This is a genomic window from Bifidobacterium sp. WK041_4_12, assembly GCF_041080795.1.
GTDB classification, from domain to species: Bacteria; Actinomycetota; Actinomycetes; order Actinomycetales; family Bifidobacteriaceae; genus Bombiscardovia; species Bombiscardovia aquikefiricola.
In genome coordinates, this window is the sequence record NZ_CP129674.1 from 2231381 (window position 1) to 2248934 (window position 17554).

The window sequence follows — 17554 nt, forward strand, 5'->3', positions numbered from 1 at the left end:
GATGCGTGCTGGAGACACGAGCGTATCCGCCCTGATATCCTATGCTCTTCCCAGAGGCAACACCATTCCCCGACAATTGTTTTCTCCCTGCCTGGACCGCGACCAGAAGAGTTCGCGCGCGACATGAGGAGCCTCAAGATATTCGACGTCGCCTTGTTCCCGACGCACGCCTCGCCCCAACGGCTTATGCAACACGCTCAGGAATAGAGCACCATCTATCGGAGAGGACGGCCCGTGCAGCCAATGTCGAGAGAACGCAATATGTGACATACCCACACCATGCTTTTCCCCGACATTTCAGCTACACGATCGACGATTAGCTGTTCTCAATTCTTAACAGCAGCGTTTTTTCATGCATGCTTGCACCCGTTATGCCACGCAGAGAATCGGACTCCCACATCTTGCGCGGAAAATGCTCTGATGCCAATGGGCTGTATTGTATGGTGCGGACACTGCCTGATGCAGACATGCAACAGGAATGAGCTCACACTCATCCACGCATCACAACAGATTGCAGGGCCGCCGCGAGCCAGAAAGCGCTGTCCGCCCGTCGCCTCGAAAATTCTCCTGAAGATTGTAAATACTGGTATCCATACATCTCGCTGGCACCAGGAGCACGGACTTTGCCGGTTTCACCAATGCGTCGAGAGCCTGCACGGTTTCCTCGATCGTGGTGCCATAGCCGAAACGATGCAGTATATACAGATCACGACAACCAGTGTTCAGACGACCCAGGCTTCCCTCTATTCCACTTTCAATCGCCTCTATTTCGAACCCCTCATTAATTGCACTTGGCTCGACAGAATCACCCGAGCTTTTGGTTTGCCGAGCTAGCCCAGGAATCCCTTATGAACTCCACACTGCGCCCGCCCGCATAACAGGTAAAAGCGTTACCTGGTTGCCAGGCGCTTTAGCTGGGGTGCCACGAGTGGCATTCTGATCGACCGTCCACTGCTGCTGGCTTGTGTCCGGACATCCGAAGGGCATTCCCCCAATAACATGGGCGGAACTTGCAATTCCCTATGCTCCTAACGGCATGTGCCTCAGATCGCTTCCTTTAATACCTTCACAGAAGATTGCCCAAGCCATGGTGTTACGGTTGCACAATCGTACAAGAGCGTACTCATCGTTTTACCTTGCGAAACCGTTGTTTTATCGTGTGAGCAGATACCGCGTCCCATATCAGTACATCCTTCAGGACCATCCTCAGTACTAAGAGATACCATTGTCTGGGAAGTAGACACCACTGACCCGATCGAAACGACCATAATAACGCAAACCCATTGAATATTAGCCCTCTGCTTACCTGCTTTGAAGATTCCGACCGATATCAGGTAATCCAATACAGACTAGGATCTTAAGTTGGCTTCAAATCACGATATGGGACAGTGCCGTGGAGAATTCTATTATTCCGGAACCAGATACCTGCTCGTGCGTCATCATCGGCGCTCCAATTTATGGCATCACACGCACACCGTTGTGCCCAGTCAAACACCACCCATCCTGGTCTCGTGCCGGTCATCGAGGCTTGAGTTCGATGCAACCACACTCTGATATGCATGCTCACCCGAACGGGGCTTCTTGAACTCAGAGCAAACCAGACGCAAAAACGCGGGCACCTCGGAAATTACCAATAAGCATATTCTTCCACAAGCAACGTCACAGCGAAGTAGAATATCAATACGGCCTTTCGCTGTTTGGTGTGGGTGGGCTGGTTATATGGTGACGGTGGCTAGGTCGAGCTTGCCGCGGGTCAGGTAGATCATCGTGGAGAAGTAGTCCATGTTGCGCAAGCCGCGGGCTCGGGTTTTGATGTGTTGGATGATGCCGTTCAATCCCTCGAGGATCGCGTTGGTGCACCGGTGGTCGAAATACGTGAGGATGTCCTGCCAGTGACGACGGATCCGGCGGGCGAGGGTTTTCATGGGTTCCAGACGGGAGTGCATCATCCACGAGCACAATGTCTGGAACCCGGCTTCGGCCTGCATCCGGCTCGTGCCGGTGGCGTGGATGTCCTGGAGGGTCTCGCGCATCCGGCGGGCGCGTCCGGTCTTGACCCGTTGTTTCTGCAGGTTATGCTTGGTCTCCAGCTGGAGCCCGGTCAGGCCCTCCTCGTTGCGCAGCCACAGGTATTTCGTGCGCCTGAGCGGGGGGTTGCGCCCGGCCTGCGTCTTGCGGACCTTGTCGACGGCCTCGTTGGCGTGCTTGATCACATGGAACTTGTCGATCACCTTGGCGGCGTTGGGCAGGTGTTCGCGGATGCCCTTGGCGAACCCCAGGCTCATGTCGCAGGTGACCAGTGTCACCCGGTTCGGGTCACCGTTGTGGTCCATGAAATCCAACGCGAACCGTTTGACGGTGTTCGCGTCCTTGCCGGGCACCACGCAGATCACGTTGCGCTCCGCCAGATCGGCGACCACGGTGATGTACCGGTGGCCTTTGCGGCTGGTCTCGTCGATGCCGATCGCCTCCACGCCCGTGTAATCCTCGTACAGGCGGGCCTGGTCCACATCATGTCTGATGAACCGCCACAATCTCGTGTCATGTTCGCCGACCTGCCCGGCTATGTCCGCGACCGGCTGGCTTTTCGCCAGCTCCACGACCATCGCCTCGAACAACAGCGTGAACCCGCTGCCTGGACGGGCCCACGGCACCGGCACCGCACGCACGCCGTGCTCGGGGCATGATACGCGCGGCACGCCCGCGTGGATGAACGCCTTGTACTGGAAGAAGTTCAAGTGCCGCCACACCCGGTTCCTGACATCATGCATCGGGCACTCCTCCCGCCCGCACTCCGCATGCGGGCAAGAAAAACGCGAGCCGGGCTCGAATCCGATCATGATGTGCAATTCGCGTCTGCCGCCCTCCCCGTCACGCAACTCCACACCCGAAACCCTCCAGGAATCAGGCAACTGCAAGGCGGCGGTGAACAACAACGTGGTATCCATACCCCCAAACTACCCGCCAGCCACCTCCACCCGACCAGCCCACCCACACCAAACAGCGAAAAGCCTGTATTTCAGCCTTTCTTTCGTGGCGCTGTGCCTTATTTTCCTCGCCATCCAGATCGTGCGCGCACAGGTGAGCTTTGATCAGAAGGGCTATCTCCTTGGAATCTCACTGATCGCTGCCAGTCTCATCGTGATCTATGGGCTCACACCCCTCGCCACGCACCTGCTTGCGAACGCATTCACCGGAGCAGGCGGGGCATTCCGGGCAGTGGCCACTCTCGTTGTCATCGCGGGCCTCGTATGGATTTCTTCCGCAGGCCACGGCTGGGAAAAGATACGTCACCATCAGTAATCCGACGCTCGCCCACAGGCGGTTCCCAAATATTTCTCGGTAATTTTCCGATTCTTGACTGCGGTCAACTTCTCCTGCTCTCTGCCCTCCTAGGTTTAAAGGCAGAACAAAGGAGAAAAGATGTTAACCCTACAGAAGTTTTTCGCAAACAATAAACGCACCATAGTCATCGGCATGACGGTTTTCGTCGCCGCCGCACTCCTGCTTCAATACGCGTTCGGCCTCGGATTCATCTCCAACTGGCTGTATGGAGCGGTTGGCGTGATAGGACTTGTACCGCTGATTATCAAGGCCATCAACTCGTTGAAGTTCAAAGTCGTCTCCATTGAGCTGTTGGTGAGTGTGGCGGTCATCGGCGCACTCATCATCGGCGAGTTCAGCGAGGCGGGAATCGTCACATGGCTCTTCCTGCTGGGTGAAGTCATTGAAGATGCGACTCTCGCCAAGACGCGCTCGGCCATCAAGGAGCTTACGGAACTCGCGCCGCAGACGGCCTGGCGCGTGGAGTCCCCCACCGATCGCAACGCCGAAGAGGTGGATGTGGACGAAATCGACGAGGACGACTACCTCCTGGTGAAAACGGGAAGTCAAGTACCGGTAGATGGCCGCATTGTTTTCGGCGATGGTCATCTTGACGAGGCAAGCGTCACCGGCGAGCCGCTCCCCCGCCATAAAAGCGCGGAGGGTAGCGACGAGGTATTCGCCGGCACCAATCTCACCGACGGAACCATTGTGGTGCAGGCCACCAAGGTGGGCGAGGACACCGTCTTCGGAAAGATTCTCGAACTCGTAGAAGAGGCCGAGGATTCCAAGACCGGCGCCCAGCGTTTTATCGATCGCTTCTCCAAGTACTACACGCCCGTCGTACTGCTCATCGCGCTCATCGTTGGCATCGTCACCCAAGACGTCCGCCTCGCCATTACCATCCTCGTGCTGGGTTGCCCTGGTGCGTTGGTGATCGGAGTTCCGGTTTCCAACGTCGCAGGTATCGGTCTCGGCGCACGGCACGGCGTGCTGGCAAAGGGCGCGCAAATGCTGCAGTCGCTCAGTGAGGTGGATACCGTCGTCTTCGATAAGACCGGCACCCTCACCACCGGTCACCCCGCGGTGGTGCACGCACAGACGCTTTCGGAGGACGTCCTCGCCTGGCATCTCGCCGCCAGCGCCGAACGCGAATCCTCTCACCCATTGGCCGCCGCCATCATCGAATATGCACGCACCACACACTCCATCGACATCGCGAACCTCCCGGCAGTCTCGGAAACCCATGTCATCGCCGGCAAGGGAATCGTCGCAAGCGTCGAAGGGCACCACGTCGCCATCGGAAACGAAGCGCTACTGGCCGCCGAGAACATCGCCCTCACCACCGGCGACAACGACACTAACGAGTGGAAGCACCAAGGGCTTTCGCTGGTGTACGTGGCAGTGGATGGCCAACTGCGCATCATCGCAGGAATCGGTGACGCACTGCGCCCAACTACCATTACCGCACTCTCCCAACTGAGAGAACGTGGCATCAAGCATCTCGTCATGCTTTCGGGAGATGGACAAGCAACCGTCGACGCCATCGCCGGAGAGCTTGGCTTGGACGAAGCGCACGGAGGCCTCCTCCCACAAGACAAGGCGGACTTCATCAAGCAACTGCAAACCCAAGGACGTAAGGTGGCCTTCGTCGGTGACGGAATCAACGACAGCCCGGCTCTGGTGGCCGCGGATCTCGGCATCGCCATGGGCAACGGCACCGCGACGGCCGTCGAAATCTCGGATGTGGTGCTTCTCAACTCCGACATCTCCAAGCTGCCCACCGCCTACTCCATCGCACGCTCGACGGTTGCGAACACACGCGAGAACATCGGCATCGCCCTGGCGACCGTGCTCTTCCTCTTCATCGGTCTCTTCGCCGGATTCATCTATATGGCATCGGGCATGTTGGTCCACGAGGCGAGCATTCTCATCGTGGTTGTCAACGCGCTTCGTCTGCTTCGCAAAAAACTTGACGGAGGTCAAGTGCGAAAGAACTAGCCGCACTTAAAGTAAAAATCACAAGGAAACAAGTACGGAAACGTACGGAAACGAGGACATCATGCATAAAGCAATTCTGAAGGTCAACGGGATGACATGCCCGTCCTGCCTCACCACCATCCAAACGGCATTAACAAAGCAAAACGGCGTCGGAGAGGTCAACGTGCTCTTCAACGCAGGCAAGGTCAAGGCAGCCTTCGACGAGAACGCGACCGACGCACAGACTCTCGCCAACGTCGTCAGCGAGCTGGGTTATTCAGTAGAAAAAGTAACAGTAAAGGAGCAGAAATAATGACAAACACCACGAGCGCACAGCCCCTCACCCCACAGGAACGCTACGAGCAGGAAGCCGCGCAATCCGACAAGGACCACCACACCCCCACCGCTGGCGCGATGACCGGCCACATCATCTCGAATCTCTTCCTCGACATCCTCAAGATTCGTCAAGCGAAGTTGTTCGCGAAGGGCACCACACGCCTCTTCCTCGAGCAGCACGCCGCACAGTGGATCGCCGTTGAGACGGAAACGATTGAACGCCTCGACTCGGTGCTGGTCAGCGACAACGAGATGGTGCCGACCACGACTGAACAGCTCAATGAATACGGCAAGCTCACCGAGGACCCGGTACGCAAATACGCAGCGGGCGAGGATCAGCTGACCGACCTCATTCACGACTTCGACTGGCAGCTCATCTTCGTCGGCAAGGCCATTGCCCTGGCGGATAATGAGGGTAAGACCGCGCTTAGCTCGGTTCTAAGCGACTTCCGCTTCTGGGCCAAGCAGCAGATTCTCGAGGCGCAGCTCTTCCTCGGCAACGATCCGACCGACGGTCTGTATAAGGAAGTCGATGATGATGACGACGACGATGACGACGAGTGAGCCGTCAGCAAACAGGTAAATGAATGAGCCGAGGGTGAACTGGCCGGCGCGGCAGAGTGGTGAAAGGATGGGTATCGTGGAAAACATGGATAAGACGGTTAAAGATCCGAGTCATGCACATCACGTAAGCCCCACACACGACCACCGCTGCGCCGGACTTGTGCCGCTCTTCTCCGAACTGCCGCAAAACGACCAGGACTTCATCGACAGCCAACTGCATCACCGCATCTTCGAAATGGGCGATCAGGTGTTCATGCCCGGCGACGAGCTGAAGCTTCTCATCGTTGCCAGAGGCTCCATGAAGGTCTACCGCATGAGCCGCAGCGGGCGCGAACAACTGCTCCGCGTGCAGAAGCCCGGCGGGTACGAAGGCGAGGCGTGGCTGCTCGGTCAACCCAACGACTCTCTCTACGGACAGGCCCTTGAAACCACTGAAGTGTGCCTTCTCTCCCACTCCGCCTTCCACAAAGTACTTCTTGAGCAGCCCCTCCTCAGTGTTCGGTTGCTGGAGCTCAACGCCGCGAAGCTCGTCTCGTTGGAGCAGCTCAACGGGTTCCTCGGCATGGACCGTGTGGAGGAGCGTCTGGCCACCTATCTCCTCGATATCGCCAAGGCGTCAGGCTCGTTGCGTTTCAGCCTTCCGATCCGCATGAAAGAGCTGGCGCACCTTCTCGGCACCACACCCGAGACACTGTCGCGCAAGCTGAAGGTGCTGGAGGACGATGGGCTCATTGCACGGCGGCGGCGCGAGATTCAGATTCTCAACCAGGATGAGCTGGAAGATATCTGACGCCCTCTACCTGCACATCTGACGAAAAGTTCAGATGTGCAGGTAGAGTCTGAGTTCACTCATCCCCGACGAGCCGGGGCGCCGAGATCTGAGTGAAGATTGTGGCGAGAAGCTCATTCATCTTGCGTTCTTTTTTCATATCTTCTGCCTTCACCCCGAACACATACATATTCTGACGAAAAAGAAACCTCACTTTATCGATATCGTGCGTCCGCGTCTCATGAAGGCCGTGTTGCCGACCGTGATATTCGAGCGCAAAGCCGTACTGCGGATAGGCGATGTCAAAATAAGAGACCTTGCCACTCACCGGATCACACGTCTTCATATTGACAACCGCACCCGTCAATCCGTGACGTTCCATCAGCAGACGGAGCCTGGTCTCCTGCGAGGAATCCGTTCCGGAACGGGGCATCGACACGGCCTTCATGCACGCCTTTCGACCGCGAAAATTCAGGTCAGTTTCGAGAATTTCCTCAAATCTCCGCACACCCCCTGGAACGAAACTGCGCTGACGACGCATCAGCGAATCACCGAGCACCACCAGCTCCTCGAGTGATATCCACTCCGCCAAGAAAAACTCTTGCTGGCATCATCTTGTGTGCTCAATTTGTGTTATCTTAATGAAGGAACTATACGAGTCACCAGTTCAACCCTACTACCGCATGGGATTACACGGGCATGTAGCGTACCATTAACACGAAGAATTGGTTATGAAAAGCACGATAAATTTCATCTTTACCAGACATGACCTCTTCCCTTCCACGTTGGGAGACTTCCCCTATTTATTTCTTCAAGCACCTGAACTGGGTCAGCCTTGCAAACATTGCAAATATTTAAGAATTCGGTTAGACAAACGGGAGCTGTCAACATTTTCCTGATATCTCGCACTCTGTTGTAGCTGATTGAGTCATTCATAAACTCGGCAATATGGGTATTCGTCATATCTGTTTCAGTTATCAATCTATCGATTTCTTCTGAAGCGACTACGCTGCAATTTGACCGTTCGTATTTTCGCGTTGGCGCGCACTGCATCAAATCATGACATATATCACTTGCTGTATTCTTATATCAAGCGACATTCCCCATGCTGTCATAAAGTAACAAGTGTTATATTTCTGGTCGTGAAGAGTCTAAGAGAGGAATCCCCTCGCACACTTGTCACTTCGGTAGCTAGGAGCTCAGCGCACTACTTGGAGAGTCTTTTGTGAGATGAATGCGGTGCGCAGTGACCATAGGATGCTGGCTGCATCGATGCCTTCCTGGATAAGCGCTCCAAGGACAACGGAAATAAGCCCGAATGCTGCAAGAACCATACACGCTGTTGCAACAACCAGTCCTCCTACAACCGCCTGTAACATGATCTTACGCGTCATGCGGGCAATCTCAACAGCCGAAGGCACTCCGCCAATGTCATCGTTCATGATGACCACCTGGGAGGATTGCGATGCCGCCGTGGATGACCCGTCAGTCATGGCGATGCCTACATTCGCAGCAGCAAGTACGGGTGCATCGTTGACACCGTCACCAACCATCATCGTTATCTCGGCATGATGTTTTACATCAGTTTCCGATTGTTCGGCACGGTTTGCATGAACCGCAGCGAATTTATCCTCCGGTAGCAGGGACGCACGCACATCCTGGATGCCAACCTCCTTGGCCACGATCTGTGCCGAATCCATATGGTCGCCTGTAAGCATCGTTATCTTGTGGATGCCCAGCACGCGCAATCTCTCGATGGATGCTCGGGCAGCCGGTCTCGGTACATCACGCAGAATAATCCTCGCGGCAGGCGTGCCATCGATGGAAACATATGCAGCCATCTCATTCAATGCAGCTTTGTCCCACTTGTTCCATTGACTCCGGCTCTGTTGGCTCCATTCATCTGATTTGCCTGGCAGCGACAAGCCATTTCCCACAACGAATTCAGCTCTGCCAACGCAAACGGTTTTTCCGTCTACAACCCCCTGTACACCTTGGCCTGGCTGCTCACGAATATCCGTTGCAAGCAATGTCTCCTTCCCTGTTCGTTCGGCAGCCGAAACAATGCCTTTGGCCAGAATATGCACCGAATTGCTTTCCAACGCCCCTGCAGCACAAAGTATCCATGTCGAATCTGTATGCTCAAACCCCTCGGCCAGTTCAACCCTTGTCACCTGGGGTTGTTTGCTTGTAAGGGTTCCAGTTTTATCAAAGAAGATGTGGGTCACCTTCCCAAGCACTTCCAGGATTTCCTGCCGTTTGATAATGATGGAGGACCGGGCCAAACGTCCGGTTCCTCCCATATATGCAACGGGTGCCGCGATAAGCAATGGGCATGGTGTCGCCAGCACAAGCACTTGTGGGAATCTGACCGGATTGCCGGTCAAAGCCCATGCCGCGCCTGCCAGGATCAGTGACAGAATCGTGAATGGAATCGCAAGGGTGTCGGCTGTTCGAACTATTGGCGCGCGCGACTCCCTTGCCGTTTTCACGAGGTCAAGGATGCGTTGGTACTGCGATTCGTTTGGAGGAGTCGCAACGCGCATGGCAAGCGCCATCTCTCCGTTGATGGATCCCGAAAGCACGTGCCCAGCCTTTCCGACATGCACAGGCATCGATTCCCCGTTGATTGCGGACATGTCAAGGGTGGCCCGATCGCTGAGAAGCTCACCATCGGAAGGAACTGTTTCACCAGGTCGGACGATGAGGACATCGCCCACCTTCACCTGGTCTATCTGTCGCACTTGCCAGGGAGAAGACAGCAGATCATTCCCTGTTCTCGTGACAACGTTTGCCGTTGCGGGTGCTGCATCGACCAAGGCAGTTAGGCTTTCCTGTGCGCGTCGCTGCGCATATATCTCGATCATCTCACCGGTACGAATCATCAGGCATACTAGCCAAGCAGCCCAGTATTCTCCCACCATTGCCGTTGATGCGATAGAGAGCAACGCAAGAAGATCGACTCCAACTCTGCCCTTTCTGAAAGCAACGATCATCTCGTGAATCGTATCGATCGCTGTATAGACGACTAGAGCCACAATCAGCCACACCGCTCCCTGATGCCAAGGTGTGCCCGGATTCCACAACCCCGCACTGCACACACCGACGAATGCAGTTACCGCCATAGCCGGGTAACGGGCAATCAATCCACCTGCATGGGGGAGAAGGTCTGTCAAAGTCATATGGTCATGTTCTGCAAGTGTCGGTGCATCTCGTCGATTGTTGTTCATTACGCATGCCTTCAGTAATTCATTAATTGTATTGCGAGTGTTCACTACCGGATGGGTTGTTCTATACTGAATTGTTAATTGTGTGGTTATGCGATCGCAACAAACAATGTGGTGTGTTTGTTCGATATCGGACACTTCTGCGTAGTTGTATGGGATGAAAGCACGGTTGCAGGAAATGCGGTCGTGCAAACTGGGGAACTCCCTATGCAGGGAGCATAAAGGTGGGAAGCATGTCAAGAACCGTACTTGATCCGGACAGGCGTCGGCAACGGACACAGCAGGCGATCTTCGATGCCTTCGCCGGACTGTTCGCAGTGGAAAACTACTCTGATATCACCGTGCAGCAGATCATCCGCGAAGCGAACATAGGCCGCAGCACCTTCTATGACCATTACCAGTCAAAGGAGGATCTGCTTGACGACCTGTGCGTCGACATGTTTCACCATGTCGCTTCGCCACGACCTAGTACCTTGCAGGATCATGGATTTGAGCAGCGTCCCGGCGAACTGATGCCCGCACTCACACACCTGCTTTTTCATCTTCGTGAAGACAACGCCAGACTTCGCGGATTGCTTACAGGCACCAGTTCGGGACTGTTTCTCAAGAAGATCAAACCCTACCTGCATGCTCTGGTGAAAGACGAACTTCGAGCCGACCAGCACTGCTATCTATGTGATGAGGTTCCCGAGGACTTTCTCATCAACCACATCGTAGGATGCTTCACCACTGCTGTGGATTGGTGGGCTTCCCATGATTTCAAGGAATCACCCATCACATTGAATTCATATCTTTGCACGCTTCTGCCAGCGGAAATCACTGCAGGCGAACATACCAGCATCCACAAGAAATGAGGAATATTGAGTGAAAAACATACCTATAGGAACCGCCGACATGGCCGCGTCACGTATTGCTCTTGGCGTGATGCGCATGGACGTACTGAATAAATACGATGCCGCGAACGTTCTGAACACCGTGCTGAAGCGCGGCGTGAATTTCTTCGATACGGCCGACATCTATGGATTCGGCGCGGGTCACGCCCATGCGAGTTCTGAGGTGTTCGGAACTGCACTGAAAGACACCGGCGTGGAGCGATCAGATGTCTTCATTCAAACGAAATTTGGCATACTGATCGATTATTCCAATGGCAGTGCCCGCCGCTACGACTCGTCCGTCAAGAATCTAACGGAATCGCTGGATGGAGAACTCGTCGCATTGGGAACCGACTATGTCGACAGCGTGCTCATGCACCGCCCAGATCCACTCGTTGACGCAGATGAGTTCGCCAATGTCATTGATACACTGATCAGCTCCGGCAAAGTGCGTCATGTCGGCGTGAGCAACATGGACCCCTGGCAGATCGAGTATCTGCAGTCTTCCTTGAAGACCCATATTCAAGTAGACCAGTTGCAGTTTGGGCTGATGCACACGCCAATCATTGATGCCGGGATACACGTGAACATGTCTGACGACGATGCAATCAGCCGCGAGGGTGGCATCCTGCCATATTCACGACTACGCAACATCACCATTCAGGCGTGGAGTCCCTTCCAATCCGACACCCAGTACGGCGCGTTCATTGGAAATCCGCATTTCCCGGAACTGAACAATGAGCTTGACCGACAGGCACAGAAACACAACACCACACTGAATGCAATCGCTACGGCATGGGTACTGTATCACCCTGCAAACATACAGATCATCCTCGGATCGATGAACCCGCAACGGCTGTCACAGATGATCGACGGTGATACCGTTCAGCTCGAACGTCAGGACTGGTGGGATCTGTACAAGGCAGCAGGTCATCGGGTGCCTTGAAATCCGCTCGCTCCGGTGAACCGTACCCCATTGTTGAATTGGAATATTCAATTCAATGAGTGGAGTGCGATTTTCATGCCTGTGAATCGTGTAAGAAAAGAAGATTATGACTTTAAGTTGACAGCTTTTAGCTTGATCGTCAAGGTATAGGGGAGACGTTCGACTGCTTAAGAGCTTGCGATTTCCGAGGATGTAGCGTGACAGTTGATTTTGACGTATCGCACCCATGGCATGGAAGAACTGGCGATGAGCGGAAAATGATCGCATGGATCGAAGACGAAGCTTTCGGCCTGTCGCTATCAAGTTGGCCGCGGGAGGACCCTGTCCTAGTGGTCGTGAAATATGGTCTTTCGAACGGAAGCCTGCTAGTGAGATGGTGCAGTGAATACCGCAGTGCAGGTGGCCATTTCGCCGATCTTCTAGAAAGGGATCGTGGAGCGGGAGTCCCGTTTCAACAGGTTGGGTACGGATTTTCCCGAATCTCCCCGAAAGGAGGAATAGTTCCTCCACTGATTCGCCCGTCAGATTGGCATTTCAGGCCAAACCTGCGCACAATCCTGAGCACTGTCTTGGCTGCCACTCTCTGGCCGAACTCGCCCAACAAACACATGTGTATATGCCGATGCCAGCACCCATTCGGGCTTCTTAAGAAAATCCTGGCAATCAATGGCTCCTGTCGGGTCTCGCCACGGGCGCAGGATACAAAAGATAGTAATAGTAAGAGGAACGTGCCTGGGTGGACTAGATTACGGACAGCGACCATTGTGTTTGCAGTGTCAGTGGACATTTGACATGTAGCGATGTGATTTTTCTGTCGTCGTTGCGGAGCGCAGCGTCTGCTCCTGTGATGGCGAAGAGTCTTCCTGTTGTGCTGCGTCCTGCAACCGCACATTCAATGGCGTATTGCGCTGACTTGACGTGGTGAATGCTCCAGACACGGTGAAGTTCTGCGTTACGGGCGAAGTAGGTGTCGAAGAAATCTTAAGTCTTGTCGATTCCCGTCGATCTTTCGCCTCGTCCGGAGGTGAAGGATGCATCTGGGGCAAAGAGCTGTACCGGTTCCGTGAAATCCCTCTCGTCCTGGCCTGCGGTGTTTGACAGTGAGAAGTAGTGGTTGAGAACACCGCTGGAAGGGGTCATGCGATATTTTTCTTTTTCTTGGATGCGTTCTGTTCCAATCGAATGTCGTGCTTCGCATGTGTCAGGTGTTTATACAGTAGGATAATTCAAGTTCTCACGCTTGCGGGGAAGGGTAAGGAGCACAGCAAGGCATTCTGCGCCATCGCGGCGGGACCTGATATGGTCTGGAAACGGGACGGGAATGAATGCGCGTGCAGTGTCTTTGAATCCCTGCAACTGGTTCACCATTAATGTCTGCTATGTCGAGAACATATTGCAGGTCGAATGAGTGGAATTCTCTGCCGTCTAGCCCATTCAAATATCTTGTTTCCTCAAACGCTGAGGTAGTCCGATCATGCAGGTATTCATTCATGAATACTGTTTATCCGTGGATGCCGAATGCCATGCCAATCAGCCATGCGAACAGCATAGTCGATAGCCCCATGAGGACGTTGCGCAATATGGCCTTTCCTAGTGCTGCCCCGCCAATTCTTGCTGAAATGCTACCCGTAATGAGAAGAGCTATGGCAACGGAAAGCACTATGAGGAAAACCCTCAACGGGAAAGAAACCGGGATCAATGAAAACAGCATGGGAATGATTCCGCCACTGACGAATGACAGGAAAGATGAGTATGCGGCCTGCCAGGGACTCGTCAGCTCATCCGGATTTATGCCTAACTCGTCGGTAGCATGGGCACGCAAGGCATCATATTGCATTGCTTCGAATGCCGCTCGTCTGGATGTGTTGGCGGAGATGCCCTTAGCCTCATATATGTGAGCCAGCTCGTCAAGTTCTTCAACTGGAAGGTTTTCCAACTCCCAGCGCTCCTTATCGAGGAGTGCGCGTTCTGTATCACGCTGTGCGCTCACGGATACATACTCTCCTCCGGCCATGGAGAAGGAGCCTGCCGCAAGGGCTGCAAGGCCTGCGACGAGCAGCGAACGGGGATTGCTGTCTGCTCCGGCCACGCCTATGATCGTGCCGGCGACGGACACGATGCCGTCGTTGGCGCCAAGGACGCCGGCACGAAGCCAATTCAACTTGCTGGATGTACCCCTGGTATCATGCAACTCACCTGGGTGAGAGAGAGCGGTTTTGCCACTCATCTTGTTTGGCTGTTGCTGACTTATCCACCCACCGTAATCCTTATCAGGAATCGGGAATGATTCCGTAACGTCTTTATCGACGGCATTTTCCTTATGGTCATCCATGGGTTCACCATTCAATCATGGAACAGCTGCGGTTGCGCTGTCTTGTCTTCTACGTTTTCGCCTGCACTACTAAAACATCGTATTCATCATTCGTGTCGTTTGGTTAGTGTCGGACATATTGCAAAGAGTGTCCGGGGCCAGGCTGCGGATGACATTGAGTCAAGACGCTTAAATCTGTAAGTTGCAGCCTCAAGCATCCTGATTCTTAGATTTTTCTGAGTATGAAACATGTAGTTTGTTGCTCGGTGACATATAGAAGATGTTCATGGAATCCGATGGCACTGCTAAGAAACCACCCATGAAACATGAAAGTCAGCGAATCAGAATACTCTCAGCGGATGATGTGATGTACACGATACGGATCGCTCACGGATGTGAATGACTTTCGCAGTGGTCGGGACCGGAGTATCAATGGCAGAAAGTGGATGCAATGAAAAGACAAGGTAAGATGGCAATAACCGCAGTATCGTTGTTGGCGCTTTCAGTTGATGTAGCGGCGATATTTGTCGTACCAGAGTTACGCATGCGATATGCAGATGCGTCTTTGACTTCAACGCAAGCCGCAGGGCAAACTGCCACGCAGGCAGGCAGTTCAAGCGGTGAGAATAGCTCACCAAGCAGCTCGACCCCCTCTTCAAGTTCATCGGTATCCTCGAGTCTGAAGGATGGAACATATTCGGGAGCGGTTGTCTCTACCAATAGAGGTGATTTCCAAGTGGATTTGACAGTATCTGGTGGGAAGGTAACCAATGTCGAAGTCTTGGAATATCCGCAGGATCCGACATCCCAGTCCATCAACGAGCAAGCCATTCCAGTGTATGTCAAAGAAGCCTTGGCAGCGCAGAGCGCTCAAATTCAACTCGTTTCTGGCGCAACCGAAACCTTCAATGGATTCACCGGATCGCTGCAGGATGCCATCAATCAGGCCCAGGGTTCAAAATGAACACGTACGTTCTTAATGTGATGAACCTTCCCTTTACCATTATGGTTAATTCCATATCGAAAGATCTCAAAATTGAGAAGACGGTCAAGACCATCCACAGCCTTCTGATCGATGCAGATCGACGCTTCTCCCCGTTCAAGGCAAACTCTATGGTAAGCCGCTTCCAACATGGTGACCATGACGTGCTGTCAGACGAGGATTTTCAAGAAGTGTATCTCAAGACTCTTTTGGCACAGGTTGAAACAGATGGACTTTTCGACCCATTCTACTCAGGCGTGTATGACCCTACTGGATTGGTGAAGGGATGGATCGTTGAAACTGCGTTCAATCAGGTTCTGGAGCCTTTGTTGCGTACTGGTCAGGTCACGGCCGCGGCCATCAATGCGGGAGGAGACATGATCGTTTCCGCCAATGCATTTCAGACTGCCTGGACAGTAGGCATTGAGAATCCATGTGACCCCCACCACTATGTGGCAGCATTCCCACTGCGTTCTGGAGCTGTCGCCACATCAGGAAGCAGCAAACGAGGCGAACATATCAAACGTGCACATCATGACATCGTACAGTCGACGGTCATTGCCGATTCATTGGTCGATGCCGACGTTTGGACCACCGCCCTGTTTGCAGCCTCTCGTGACGACATCCCCCATCTCATAGCGGAGCATGCGCTTACGGCCTTTCTCGTCACTGATTCAGGACAGTATCAAAATTATTCACATGGCACGCTCGTAGACGCATCGTCAATATCCAGTCATGATAAGGAGTTCTGGCGATGAAACACCTATCGACACGCATACTCCTAACATGGATGATCCTACTGTTTATTGTGCCCGCGCCCATGGTGCTGATGCTTTCGACGACCTTGCCAACGTTGTATTTACACAATATGGTCGGCATCCAACTTGGTGTCATTGCATACTCATGGATGCTTGCCGCCATGTATCTTGGCACTCGTCCTCGATGGGTGGACAGAAGTGTCGGGTTACCACATGTATATGTGGTTCATGGGGTGATGGGACTTATGGCGATTACCCTCGCAGTCCTGCATCGCCAACTTTCCCTTTCGTCGGGGTGGATCAAGAGAACTGGCGATTGGGCACTTATGCTGTTCATCGCACTTGCAGTCTGGTCATGCGTGTTCATGGCAGGTTGGCTTACTTCACGCTTACGGTGGCTCGAACTGTTGAAACATTGGCTCGAACACCTCGCAAGGCATGAACTTTCAGTATGGCTTCACCGGCTTAATCTCATAGCCGTAGTCCTCGTGTTCATCCACGTTCAGCTCATCAACTACATAGCATCACAACGAATTTTCATGGCAGTGTTCGATACTGTTACCATACTGGTATTCACACTATATGTTCTTGAAAAAATGCGTCTTCATTTCATTTCCATAACGGGACGGATCACTGGAACTCGCATGATAGCTCACAAGGTTCATGAAATAGCAGTTGCGATTCCACGTCAGCATGGTATGGATTGGGAAGCCGGAGACTTCGCATTCATCCGTTTTCCCGATAGTGACGGCTTGCGGGAATACCATCCGTTCTCGATAGTGAACGCACCTCTCGATCACCGGAACCATGGGGTGGCAAGACGCAATCTTCCCAATGCAGTGACACTATTTTTTGCTATTCGTGAAGATGGCGATTTCACACGTCGAATGGGTGCGTTGCCACCAGGAACGGTTGTTGACATGTTGCCGCCATACGGGCGCTACCGACGCTTCGTTGAAGAGCATGCACACAATGCCCCCATGATTCTTATTGCGGGTGGTATTGGCATCACGCCACTGATTGCCGTGCTTGAGCACTATGGGCCGCGTGTTTCGACCTTCGTGTACACGGCCAGGCGAGGTCAGATGCTGCCGTATACCAGTTATCTGCGATACTGGGCCGAGACGAGTCACATGCGTTCAATCATCTCCGAGCATCGGATACCGCCATCGCGAATAAGGAATGAGGTGATTGTCCGACACGCGATCTATCTCATAGCCGGCCCTATGCCCATGCAGCGCATGTGGTCCAAGTATTTGTGTTCCCAGGGCATTCCGGCAGATGACATATACGCCGAACCCTTCTCCTGGTAAAAGAAGCGACAGACCAAAGACTGGTCATTTTTCAGACATACGCCCTCTGATGTTGTAACTGTCCTTATGCAAGGAAGCCACAATTCAAACTACAAGCATTCTAGCAGCTTGAAAAATCTGCCGATATCTTACTAGGTCGCACACTGATATTGCCGTGCAGGGATTGAATTCA

Annotated in this window: 16 protein-coding genes; 10 read left to right on the forward strand and 6 right to left on the reverse strand. The window is 53.5% G+C overall.

All coding sequences use genetic code 11. From position 1 onward, the window contains the following. Positions 1-501: 501 nt before the first annotated feature. Both QN215_RS09460 and QN215_RS09465 read right to left on the reverse strand, forming a co-directional pair. Positions 502-843, reverse strand: a complete 342-nt coding sequence (locus QN215_RS09460) for an aldo/keto reductase (protein WP_152596838.1) — start codon at positions 841-843, stop codon at positions 502-504. A gap of 872 nt (positions 844-1715) precedes the next feature. Beyond that, a complete protein-coding gene (locus tag QN215_RS09465) occupies positions 1716-2948 on the reverse strand; it encodes an ISL3 family transposase (RefSeq protein WP_369344043.1) in 1233 nt (410 codons plus the stop codon). Here QN215_RS09465 and QN215_RS09470 point away from each other — a divergent pair. From QN215_RS09470 to QN215_RS09490, 5 genes are all read left to right on the forward strand, one after another. Beyond that, the gene (locus QN215_RS09470; protein ID WP_369345137.1) at positions 2839-3303 is read left to right on the forward strand and encodes a hypothetical protein; all 465 of its coding nucleotides are present in this window, start codon (positions 2839-2841) and stop codon (positions 3301-3303) included. The genes QN215_RS09465 and QN215_RS09470 overlap by 110 nt on opposite strands. A gap of 120 nt (positions 3304-3423) precedes the next feature. Further along, complete coding sequence (locus QN215_RS09475; protein ID WP_369344044.1) at positions 3424-5325, forward strand: heavy metal translocating P-type ATPase; 1902 nt, start codon at positions 3424-3426, stop codon at positions 5323-5325. 61 nt (positions 5326-5386) lie between these two features. Next, on the forward strand, positions 5387-5617 hold the full coding sequence (locus tag QN215_RS09480; protein WP_033495532.1) for a heavy-metal-associated domain-containing protein: 231 nt from the start codon (positions 5387-5389) through the stop codon (positions 5615-5617). Further along, positions 5617-6204 carry a DNA-binding protein gene (locus tag QN215_RS09485; protein ID WP_022861930.1) on the forward strand — a complete coding sequence of 196 codons (588 nt, stop codon included), beginning with the start codon at positions 5617-5619 and terminating at the stop codon, positions 6202-6204. The genes QN215_RS09480 and QN215_RS09485 overlap by 1 nt, the downstream gene beginning before the upstream one ends. Positions 6205-6289: 85 nt before the next feature. Continuing rightward, positions 6290-6994 carry a Crp/Fnr family transcriptional regulator gene (locus QN215_RS09490; RefSeq protein WP_369345133.1) on the forward strand — a complete coding sequence of 235 codons (705 nt, stop codon included), beginning with the start codon at positions 6290-6292 and terminating at the stop codon, positions 6992-6994. A 55-nt stretch (positions 6995-7049) separates the two neighbouring features. Here the strand turns inward: QN215_RS09490 and QN215_RS09495 are convergent, their stop codons facing one another. Both QN215_RS09495 and QN215_RS09500 read right to left on the reverse strand, forming a co-directional pair. Continuing rightward, a complete protein-coding gene (locus tag QN215_RS09495; protein WP_369344045.1) occupies positions 7050-7565 on the reverse strand; it encodes a hypothetical protein in 516 nt (171 codons plus the stop codon). 607 nt (positions 7566-8172) lie between these two features. After that, complete coding sequence (locus tag QN215_RS09500) at positions 8173-10155, reverse strand: heavy metal translocating P-type ATPase (protein WP_369344046.1); 1983 nt, start codon at positions 10153-10155, stop codon at positions 8173-8175. 278 nt (positions 10156-10433) lie between these two features. Between QN215_RS09500 and QN215_RS09505 the strand changes: the two genes are divergently transcribed. Both QN215_RS09505 and QN215_RS09510 read left to right on the forward strand, forming a co-directional pair. Then, complete coding sequence (locus QN215_RS09505) at positions 10434-11054, forward strand: TetR/AcrR family transcriptional regulator (protein WP_369344047.1); 621 nt, start codon at positions 10434-10436, stop codon at positions 11052-11054. A gap of 10 nt (positions 11055-11064) precedes the next feature. Then, the gene (locus QN215_RS09510) at positions 11065-12018 is read left to right on the forward strand and encodes an aldo/keto reductase family oxidoreductase (protein ID WP_033498220.1); all 954 of its coding nucleotides are present in this window, start codon (positions 11065-11067) and stop codon (positions 12016-12018) included. Positions 12019-12794: 776 nt separating this feature from the next. Here QN215_RS09510 and QN215_RS09515 read toward each other — a convergent pair. After that, entirely contained in the window at positions 12795-13055 is a 261-nt protein-coding gene (locus tag QN215_RS09515; RefSeq protein WP_369344048.1) for a hypothetical protein, read from the reverse strand. Positions 13056-13519: 464 nt separating this feature from the next. Continuing rightward, positions 13520-14350, reverse strand: a complete 831-nt coding sequence (locus QN215_RS09520) for a VIT family protein (RefSeq protein ID WP_369344049.1) — start codon at positions 14348-14350, stop codon at positions 13520-13522. Positions 14351-14780: 430 nt separating this feature from the next. Here QN215_RS09520 and QN215_RS09525 point away from each other — a divergent pair, with 430 nt between their 5' ends. Genes QN215_RS09525 through QN215_RS09535 form a run of 3 tightly spaced genes read left to right on the forward strand, consistent with a single transcriptional unit; the run spans position 14781 to position 17382 of the window. Continuing rightward, a complete protein-coding gene (locus QN215_RS09525) occupies positions 14781-15293 on the forward strand; it encodes an FMN-binding protein (RefSeq protein ID WP_369344050.1) in 513 nt (170 codons plus the stop codon). A gap of 41 nt (positions 15294-15334) precedes the next feature. Further along, positions 15335-16069 (forward strand): FAD:protein FMN transferase, encoded by a 735-nt coding sequence (locus QN215_RS09530; RefSeq protein ID WP_369344051.1) that lies wholly within the window; start codon positions 15335-15337, stop codon positions 16067-16069. A gap of 32 nt (positions 16070-16101) precedes the next feature. Continuing rightward, the gene (locus tag QN215_RS09535; RefSeq protein ID WP_369344052.1) at positions 16102-17382 is read left to right on the forward strand and encodes a hypothetical protein; all 1281 of its coding nucleotides are present in this window, start codon (positions 16102-16104) and stop codon (positions 17380-17382) included. The last annotated feature ends 172 nt before the right edge of the window (positions 17383-17554 follow it).

Excerpts from the sequence above, each read along its gene's own strand:
- QN215_RS09470 (WP_369345137.1), top strand. The coding sequence starts at position 2,839 with ATGATGTGCAATTCGCGTCTGCCGCCCTCCCCGTCACGCAACTCCACA.
- QN215_RS09465 (WP_369344043.1), bottom strand. The coding sequence starts at position 2,948 with ATGGATACCACGTTGTTGTTCACCGCCGCCTTGCAGTTGCCTGATTCC.
- QN215_RS09475 (WP_369344044.1), top strand. The coding sequence starts at position 3,424 with ATGTTAACCCTACAGAAGTTTTTCGCAAACAATAAACGCACCATAGTC.
- QN215_RS09480 (WP_033495532.1), top strand. The coding sequence starts at position 5,387 with ATGCATAAAGCAATTCTGAAGGTCAACGGGATGACATGCCCGTCCTGC.
- QN215_RS09485 (WP_022861930.1), top strand. The coding sequence starts at position 5,617 with ATGACAAACACCACGAGCGCACAGCCCCTCACCCCACAGGAACGCTAC.
- QN215_RS09490 (WP_369345133.1), top strand. The coding sequence starts at position 6,290 with ATGGATAAGACGGTTAAAGATCCGAGTCATGCACATCACGTAAGCCCC.
- QN215_RS09500 (WP_369344046.1), bottom strand. The coding sequence starts at position 10,155 with ATGACTTTGACAGACCTTCTCCCCCATGCAGGTGGATTGATTGCCCGT.
- QN215_RS09505 (WP_369344047.1), top strand. The coding sequence starts at position 10,434 with ATGTCAAGAACCGTACTTGATCCGGACAGGCGTCGGCAACGGACACAG.
- QN215_RS09515 (WP_369344048.1), bottom strand. The coding sequence starts at position 13,055 with ATGCATCCTTCACCTCCGGACGAGGCGAAAGATCGACGGGAATCGACA.
- QN215_RS09520 (WP_369344049.1), bottom strand. The coding sequence starts at position 14,350 with ATGGATGACCATAAGGAAAATGCCGTCGATAAAGACGTTACGGAATCA.
- QN215_RS09525 (WP_369344050.1), top strand. The coding sequence starts at position 14,781 with ATGAAAAGACAAGGTAAGATGGCAATAACCGCAGTATCGTTGTTGGCG.
- QN215_RS09530 (WP_369344051.1), top strand. The coding sequence starts at position 15,335 with ATGGTTAATTCCATATCGAAAGATCTCAAAATTGAGAAGACGGTCAAG.
- QN215_RS09535 (WP_369344052.1), top strand. The coding sequence starts at position 16,102 with ATGATCCTACTGTTTATTGTGCCCGCGCCCATGGTGCTGATGCTTTCG.